The 2,070-nt window shown below is 57.5% G+C and carries 1 protein-coding gene; it reads left to right on the top strand.

Going from position 1 to position 2,070, the window contains the following annotated elements; genetic code table 11:
* Window positions 1-32: 32 nt before the first annotated feature.
* On the top strand, window positions 33-2,070 hold a 2,038-nt coding region (locus B9Z45_RS16515), incomplete at its 3' end, for a cadherin domain-containing protein (RefSeq protein WP_158270450.1).

Raw genomic sequence — 2,070 nt, 5'->3', positions numbered from 1 at the left:
CTGACTTTGTGGTCATGCTTGGCGGTGCGCAGGTGACATCCAACGTAACCATCGGAGCCCCCACGCTAGTTTCAGGCAACAAATACAAGGTCAACGTCAGTGGCGCAGCGATTACCAGCGGCACGGGCGTGCTCAGCCTGTCATTGGCTAACAACTACAGCCTGAGCGATGTGGCGGGCAACAACAGCAAGACCTTGTTGAGCAACGGCACCTTTGACACAAACATCACCGGATGGTTGATTGGGAAATCGGGTGCGAAGACAGACGCCAACGTTGACTGGGCTGAGTCTACTGCCCGTTTTGGTTATCCCAGCGCTAACGGCGGTACGCTGTCCCAAACGATGACTACAGTGGCCCAAGAGTCATATACGGTCACGTACATGATTAGAACGACTTACCCGACAACTGGGGCATCTACTCTGGTCGCTTCGGCTGTGGCATCAGACGGCACGACTGCGCTTGCAAGCTTGACGTCGAGTATTCAAGACAGCAATTGGCGCTACCAGAGTTTTACGTTTGTGGCCACGGGCACCAGCACAACGATCAAGTTCGACAATAGCGTCGATCCGTCAGTCAACGACCTGTACCTTGACAATGTGGTGGTCACAAAAGGCACCAGCTACCTTTTAGACAACACAGCGCCGGTTTTTGGCTCCTTAGCCACTGCCAACGTGAATGAAAACGTAGCCGCTGGCACGGTTGTTTACACCGCCAATGCCAGCGATGCCAACGCAGGGGTGGTCTACAGCTTAAAGGCGGGGGTTGGCGATGCGATCAAGTTCACGATTGACGCTGCCACTGGGCAGGTCAAGCTGCAAGAGGTGCCCAATTACGAAGGCCAGATCAGCTACGCCTTCACCGTGGTGGCGACCGACAAGGCGGGCAACAGCGCCGACCAAGCGGTCGTGCTGAGCGTTGTCGACTTCAACGACAACGCCCCGGTGTTTAGCAGCGGTGCCAGCGATAGCGTTCCAGAAAACGCCGCCACCACCCTTCCGATCTACACCGCCAGCACCACTGATGCTGACGGCACCGCGGCCAATAAGAACGTGGTCTACAGTCTCAAAGCGGCCACGGGTGACATCGCCTTGCTCGACATTGACAGCGCCACGGGCAAAGTCACGCTCAAGAACAGCGCCAATTACGAAGCCAAGAGCAGCTACAGCTTTACTGTGGTGGCCACCAATGTGGGCACCAGCGGCACACTGAGCACCGAGCAGGCCGTCATCGCCAACGTGACCAACGTCAACGAAGCGCCTACCACCGTAGCCCTGCGCAACACAATCACCAGCTTGGCAGAAAACACCAGCACCACCAACCGAATCAGGGTGGCCGACATCGCTGTCACGGACGATGCGCTGGGTACCAACACCATCACGCTCATCACGGGCATTGATGCAGACAAATTTGAGCTGGTAGGCACAGCGCTGTACCTCAAAGCCGGTGTGGTGCTGGACTATGAAACCAAGGCCAGCTACGCAGTCAGCGTGAAGGTGGCCGACAGCACCGTAGCGGGCAGCACATTTGTGAGCACCGACTACGCGCTGAACGTCACCAACGTCAACGAGGCGCCCATCCTCATTGGCCTGACCAACACAACCACCAGCTTGGCAGAAAACACCAGCACCACCACCCGAATCAGGGTAGCCGACATCGCTGTCGCAGACGATGCTCTGGGCACCAACACCATCACACTCACAGGCACCGATGCAGGAAACTTTGAGGTGGTAGGCGCAGCCCTGTACCTCAAAGCCGGTGTGGTGCTGGACTATGAAACCAAGGCCAGCTACGCAGTCAGCGTGAAGGTTGCCGACAGCACCGTAGTGGGCAGCACATTTGTGAGCACCGACTACGCGCTGAGCGTCACCAACGTCAACGAAGCGCCCACGGTCACGCTCGCCAAGGACATACTGGTCAACACCGCCACCATCGGTCATCAATTAGCACCCAAAAGCGCGGCGCTGGTCAGTGGCGGCGTTGATGCCGGTCATGTGCAGGTTTGGGCGAGTCAGCAACAAGGCTCCGAACGCTGGTATGTGTTCGGCCAGCGCTACGACGCCAATGGTTTGC

Source organism: Limnohabitans sp. 2KL-17 (genome assembly GCF_003063415.1).
Taxonomy (GTDB): Bacteria; Pseudomonadota; Gammaproteobacteria; order Burkholderiales; family Burkholderiaceae_C; genus Limnohabitans_A.
This window is presented reverse-complemented; position numbering and strand designations above follow the sequence as displayed.